Origin of the sequence: Comamonas sp. JNW (assembly GCF_003105075.1) — a bacterium.
Taxonomy (GTDB): Bacteria; Pseudomonadota; Gammaproteobacteria; order Burkholderiales; family Burkholderiaceae_C; genus Comamonas; species Comamonas squillarum.
Map to the genome: position 1 here is coordinate 670,986 of NZ_QETI01000001.1, position 6,000 is coordinate 676,985.

Here is a 6,000-nt window from a genome sequence, read left to right on the forward strand (position 1 = left end):
CAGCGGCCAGCGGTGCGCTAGGGTTATCCCGAAAATGGCTGAACAACCATGTGGATAACTGCGCATCGCGGGCCATTTAACCCGCTAAGCCCATGTTTTTATTAGCCGCGTGTTACATTGCCCGCAATTTCAGCAAAACTGGCCTCATCCTTGCTATCCAGCATCAGTGCTTACCACACTTAGCTGGGCAGCTATGGTTTTGATATGGCCTTTAGGATCCACACCCCATGCCCATCACCCCCGAGCTCTACAACGCCCAGATCGACAACGAAGATATCCAGGTCGATGCCTGGGCAGACACGCCGCTGCTGCAGTCGCTGGAAGAAGGCGGTGTGGACTGGCCCAGCTCCTGCCGCAATGGCACCTGCCGCACCTGTGTGGGTCGATTGAAATCGGGCAGTGTGCACTACGAGATCGAATGGCCCGGGCTCAGCGCCGAGGACAAGGAAGCGGGCTGCATCCTGCCCTGCGTGGCCTATCCGGATGGCAATGTGGTGCTGATGCGTGGCGAGTATTGACCCGCTGCGCCAGTCCCCAGAAGCGCCAAAGCCGCCCAGCCGGGGAGCAGCTGGTCTAAAATTGGGGTTTTTACTGTCTCACGCGCCGCAGATCTGCGCGCAGACACGACACAAGTTCTTTAAAGGCATTCCATGAGCAGCCCCCTGACCCCTGCGCCGATCTCTGCGGTGGAGGACATTGTTGCCGAGATGCGCGCTGGCCGCATGGTCGTTCTGGTCGATGAAGCCGACCGCGAGAACGAAGGTGATCTGGTGCTGGCCTCCGACCATGTCACACCGGAAGCCATCAACTTCATGGCCAAGTGGGGCCGGGGCCTCATCTGCCTGACCCTGACCCGCGAGCGCTGCGAGCGCCTGCAGCTGCGCCAGATGACCGCCAACAATGGCGCCCCGCTGTCCACCGCTTTCACCGTCTCGATCGAGGCGGCCGAAGGCGTGACCACCGGCATCTCTGCCGCAGACCGCGCCCGCACCGTGCAGGCCGCGGTGGCCGCCAATGCCCAGGCCAGCGACCTGGTGCAGCCCGGCCATATCTTCCCGCTGCAGGCGGTGGATGGCGGCGTGCTGATGCGCGCGGGTCACACCGAAGCCGGTTGCGACCTGGCGCGCCTGGCGGGCTGCTCGCCCTCTTCCGTCATCTGCGAAGTGATGAAGGACGACGGTACCATGGCCCGCCTGCCCGATCTGCAGCTGTTCTGCGCCGAGCACGGCATCAAGATCGGCACTATTGCCGACCTGATCGAATACCGCAGCCGCCACGAATCGCTGGTCGAGCGCATCAGCAGCCGCCCGCTGCAGACGGCGCATGGCGAATTCACCGCCCACCTCTACCAGGACCATGCCAGCCACGCGGTGCACATGGCCCTGGTCAAGGGCAGCGTGCAGACGGTCAGCGATGTACCCGTGCGCGTGCACGAGCCGCTGTCGGTGATGGACCTGCTCGAGAGCGGCCGCGCGATGCACAGCTGGACCCTGGACGCGAGCCTGGCCTATTTGCAGCAGCAAAACTGCGGCGTGGCCGTGCTGCTCAACTGCAATGAAAGCGCCTCCCAGCTGATCCGCCAGTTCGACGGCAAGGCACGCGCTGCGCAAGCGCCCGAGCGCGGCCGCATGGACCTGCGCACCTATGGCATCGGTGCCCAGATCCTGCGCGACTGTGGCGTGCAGAAGATGCGCCTGCTGGGCGCGCCCCGCCGCCTGCCCAGCATGGCCGGCTACGGGCTTGAGATCACCGGACACATCAACAAGGAATAAGCAGCATGTTTGGAGCAGAAAAAGGCAGTGCCATCAACCTGGATGGCAGCGCGCTTGCCATCGGCATTGTGCAGGCCCGGTTCAACGAAAGCATCACCGACAGCCTGGCCCAGGCCTGCCTGCAGGAGCTGGACGCCATGGGCGTGCAAGCCGAGAACATCCGCCATGTCAAAGTGCCCGGCGCACTCGAAGTGCCCGTGGCACTGCAGGCCATGGCCGAATCCGAAGAATTCGACGCGCTGATTGCGCTGGGCTGCATCATCCGCGGCGAAACCTACCACTTTGAACTGGTGGCCAACGAATCGGGCGCTGGCGTCACCCGCATCGGCCTGGATTTCCAGATCCCCGTGGCCAACGCCATCCTCACCACTGAAAACGAAGCCCAGGCCATCGCCCGCCAGATCGACAAGGGGCGCGATGCCGCCATCGTCGCTGTCGAGATGGCCAATCTGCTGAAAACACTATGAACGAAAACGACCAGAGCGACTCTTCCTCCAGCCAGCGCCCTCCGCGCCAGGCCCGCAAGGGTCTGACCTCCACCGGCGCGCGCAAGGCCGCCTCCAAGTCCACCCGCAGCCGCTCGCGTGAGTTCGCGCTGCAGGCGCTCTACCAGTACATCCTGAGCGGCAACAGCGCCACCGAGATCGACCTGTTCACGCGCGATCTGGCGGGCTTTCACAAGGCCGATGCTGCCCACTACGACGCACTGCTGCACGGATGCATCGAGGCGGCCGAGCAGCTCAATGCGCAGATCCTGCCCCATCTGGACCGCAAGATGGAAGAGATCTCGCCCATCGAGCATGCCTGCATGTGGATTGGCGTCTATGAATTCCAGCACTGCCTGGATGTGCCATGGCGCGTGGTCATCAACGAAAGTATCGAGCTGGCCAAGGAATTTGGCGGCACCGACGGCTACAAGTATGTGAACGCCGTGCTCAACGCGCTGGCCCCAAGCTTGCGCGCCGCCGAAGTGACTGCTGACCGCAACAACGCGGCCTGATCGCCCTGACCACCGATGCCCATGCCTGCGCGCTGGCATCGGTTTTTCTAAGGGCTTAGCCGCTGCCAGTTATACTTTTGATAGCACACTCCGTGCTTGCCCATATGCCGCCAACGCTGTGGGAGCCCTCTGATCCAAGCTGAAGACCATGAAAATCGCCACCCGAGCCGAGCGCATTGAGCCGTTTTATGTGATGGAGGTCGCCAAGGCCGCCCAGGCACTGGCGGCCCAGGTGGCGGGCAGCGCGGAGCCGATGATCTTCCTGAACATCGGCGAGCCGGACTTCACCGCACCGCAGCTGGTGCAGCAGGCCGCCGAGCGCGCCATTGGCGAAGGCCGCACGCAGTACACCCCGGCGCTGGGCATCGAGCCCTTGCGCCAGGCGCTGTCCGACTGGTACAAGCAGCGCTTTGGCATCGATGTGCCGGCGCGCCGCATCGTCATCACCGCCGGCGCATCGGCTGCCTTGCAGCTCGTGTGCCTGTCGCTGATCGATGCCGGCGACGAGATCCTGATGCCCGACCCCAGCTACCCCTGCAACCGCCACTTTGTCAGCGCAGCAGAAGGCCAGGCGGTGCTGCTGCCCACGACGGCCGAGGAGCGCTTTCAGCTGAGCGCCGACAAGGTGCAGGCCGCCTGGGGCGACAAGACCCGTGGCGTGCTGCTGGCCTCGCCCTCCAACCCCACGGGCAGCTCGATTGCGCCGCAGGAGCTGCGCCGCATCCACGAGGTGGTCAAGGCCCGCGACGGCCTGACCATCATCGACGAAATCTACTTGGGCCTGTCCTATGACGAGGCCTTTGGCCAGACTGCGCTCGCGATCGATGACAACATCATCTCGATCAACAGCTTCAGCAAGTACTTCAACATGACCGGCTGGCGCCTGGGCTGGGCCGTGGTGCCCGAGGCCCTGGTGCCGGTGATCGAGCGCGTGGCGCAGAACCTGTTCATCTGCGCCAGCACGATTGCGCAACACGCAGCGCTGGCCTGTTTTGCGCCCGAGAGCATTGCCGAGTACGAGCGCCGCCGCGCCGAGTTCAAGGCCCGGCGCGATTACTTCATCCCCGCGCTCGAAGCGCTGGGCCTGCCGGTGCCGGTCGCACCCGATGGCGCTTTCTACGCCTGGGCCGATTGCACGCAGGCGGCCAAGAAGCTGGGCGTGGAAGGCTCCTGGGACTTTGCCTATGCGGTGATGGAGCGGGCCCACCTGGCCATCACGCCGGGGCGCGACTTTGGCAGCCATGACACCGGCCGCTTCGTGCGCTTTTCGACCGCCAACTCGATGGAGCAGCTGCAAGAGGCCATTGCCCGGCTGCGCAAGCTGCTGGCCTGATGATGCAGACCGCTGCGCCTTGCCCACTGCCAGTCGCCCCGCAAGGGGTGCGGCGCAGCGCCACCTTTCAGCCACGCTATAAAGCCCCTTTGAAAGGCGATAGCCATGGCCTTTGAGTTTCCGATCCGCATGTACTGGGAGGACACCGATGCCGGCGGCATCGTGTTCTACGCGAACTACCTCAAGTTCATGGAGCGGGGCCGCACCGAATGGCTGCGCTCACTGGGACTGGAGCAGCAGCGCCTGCGCGAGCAGGTGGGCGGCATGTTTGTGGTCAGCGAAGCCCATATCAAATATTTACAACCTGCACGTCTGGACGATGAACTCATCGTGACGGCAGCGCTCCAAGAAGCGGGGCGCGCTTCGATGCAGATCGCGCAGCGCGTGCTCTTAAAACAGAAGCAACCAACAGATACACCTCAACTGCTGTGTGAGGGCACAATCCGTATCGGCTGGGTCGATGCCCTCAGCATGCGCCCGGCAAGAATTCCTCAATCCCTGATCCAAACCATCTCATGAATTCCCAAGAAATGTCCATTGCCAGCCTGGTCTTGCACGCCAGCTGGGTGGTGCAACTCGTGATGCTGATCCTGGTGGCCGCCTCGGTCGCCTGCTGGGCCACGATCCTGCGCAAGGTCGGCATGCTCAAAGCCATCAAGAACAAGAATGAGAGCTTCGAGAGCGACTTCTGGTCCGGCTCCAGCCTCAACGAGCTCTACCAGAACGCGATGCACAACGTCAAAGCCTGCGGCCCGATGGAACGCATCTTTGCCAGCGGCATGCGCGAGTACCAGAAACTGCGCGAGCGCCACATCACCAACCCCGACACCCTGCTCGACGGCACCCGCCGCGCGATGCGTGCGAGCTTCCAGCGCGAGATGGACGAGATCGAATCGGGCCTGTCGCTGCTGGGCACCATCGGCTCGGTCTCCCCGTATGTCGGTCTGTTCGGCACGGTCTGGGGCGTGATGCACGCCTTCACCGGCTTTGCCAGCATGGAGCAGATCACCTTGGCCACCGTCGCGCCCGGCATCGCCGAAGCGCTGGTGGCCACGGCCATGGGCCTGTTCGCGGCGATTCCCGCCGTGACTGCCTACAACCGCTTCTCCAGCGGCATTGACCGCATCGCCAGCCAGCAAGAAACCTTCATTGAAGAGTTCTCCAACATCTTGCAGCGCAACCTGGGTGCCCAGCCGCTGCACGCTGCGCACTAAATACAAAGGAAACAGCCATGCCGGCCGTCGCCTCTCGCGGAAAACGCAACCGCCGCACCGTCAACGAGATCAACATGGTGCCCTTCATCGACGTGATGCTGGTGCTGCTGATCATCTTCATGGTCACCGCCCCCATGCTCACGCCGGGCGCCATCAATCTGCCCAAGGCAGGCAAGAGCGAGCGTCCGCCCACCAAGAACATTGCCCATGTGCTGCTGGACAAGGACGGCTCGATCCAGCTCAAGACCGGCAATGTCACGCAGGCCGTGGCCGCGGGCGACCTGGCCGACCGGGCCAAGGCCTGGCAAGCGGACAACCCGCCTGAGGACAGCGCCATGCTCATCGTGGCGGACAAGGACCTGGCCTACCAGAAGGTGATCGATGCCATGTCGACCTTGCAGAAGGCCGGTGTCAAACGTGTCGCCCTGCAAGTGGCTGGTGGCAGCCAATAAGAAGAGTGCCCATGTCTCCTCGTCAAGAGCGCGATCAGCTTGCCCCTCCCAAACCTCCGTCACGGACCAAGTCCTGGACCGTGGCGGCTGCGGCCCACTTGCTGGTGGTCGTCGCCCTGCTGTGGACCGTGCGCAACCCGCGCGACAGCGACCAGCCCTCGGTCGAAGCCGAGCTGTGGGCGCCCACCAATGAGCAGGTCGCGCCCGCGCCGCTGACGCCGCCCCCGCC

Annotated in this window: 8 protein-coding genes and 1 pseudogene; all 9 read left to right on the forward strand. The window is 63.8% G+C overall.

Translation table 11 applies throughout. The features are described from left to right. Positions 1–227: 227 nt before the first annotated feature. Positions 228–518, forward strand: coding sequence for a 2Fe-2S iron-sulfur cluster binding domain-containing protein (locus tag DCO45_RS03115; RefSeq protein WP_116924442.1), 291 nt, complete (start codon positions 228–230; stop codon positions 516–518). 132 nt (positions 519–650) lie between these two features. Next, positions 651–1,772: a bifunctional 3,4-dihydroxy-2-butanone-4-phosphate synthase/GTP cyclohydrolase II gene (ribBA, locus tag DCO45_RS03120; protein ID WP_116924443.1), complete on the forward strand. Its 1,122-nt coding sequence runs from the start codon at positions 651–653 to the stop codon at positions 1,770–1,772. A 5-nt stretch (positions 1,773–1,777) separates the two neighbouring features. Further along, on the forward strand, positions 1,778–2,239 hold the full coding sequence (gene ribH / locus DCO45_RS03125) for a 6,7-dimethyl-8-ribityllumazine synthase (protein ID WP_116924444.1): 462 nt from the start codon (positions 1,778–1,780) through the stop codon (positions 2,237–2,239). Next, entirely contained in the window at positions 2,236–2,772 is a 537-nt protein-coding gene (gene nusB, locus DCO45_RS03130; protein ID WP_116924445.1) for a transcription antitermination factor NusB, read from the forward strand. The genes ribH and nusB overlap by 4 nt, the downstream gene beginning before the upstream one ends. 148 nt (positions 2,773–2,920) lie before the next feature. Continuing rightward, on the forward strand, positions 2,921–4,105 hold the full coding sequence (locus tag DCO45_RS03135; RefSeq protein WP_116924446.1) for a pyridoxal phosphate-dependent aminotransferase: 1,185 nt from the start codon (positions 2,921–2,923) through the stop codon (positions 4,103–4,105). A gap of 105 nt (positions 4,106–4,210) precedes the next feature. Next, positions 4,211–4,624 carry a tol-pal system-associated acyl-CoA thioesterase gene (ybgC, locus tag DCO45_RS03140; RefSeq protein ID WP_116924447.1) on the forward strand — a complete coding sequence of 138 codons (414 nt, stop codon included), beginning with the start codon at positions 4,211–4,213 and terminating at the stop codon, positions 4,622–4,624. Beyond that, positions 4,621–5,319 (forward strand): protein TolQ, encoded by a 699-nt coding sequence (gene tolQ / locus DCO45_RS03145; RefSeq protein ID WP_021027305.1) that lies wholly within the window; start codon positions 4,621–4,623, stop codon positions 5,317–5,319. Before ybgC ends, tolQ begins: the two co-directional genes overlap by 4 nt. Before the next feature lie 17 nt (positions 5,320–5,336). Further along, positions 5,337–5,771, forward strand: coding sequence for an ExbD/TolR family protein (locus tag DCO45_RS03150; protein ID WP_021027304.1), 435 nt, complete (start codon positions 5,337–5,339; stop codon positions 5,769–5,771). Between the two features lie 11 nt (positions 5,772–5,782). Then, positions 5,783–6,000, forward strand: a pseudogene (locus DCO45_RS22530) (protein TolA); the annotation flags it as partial.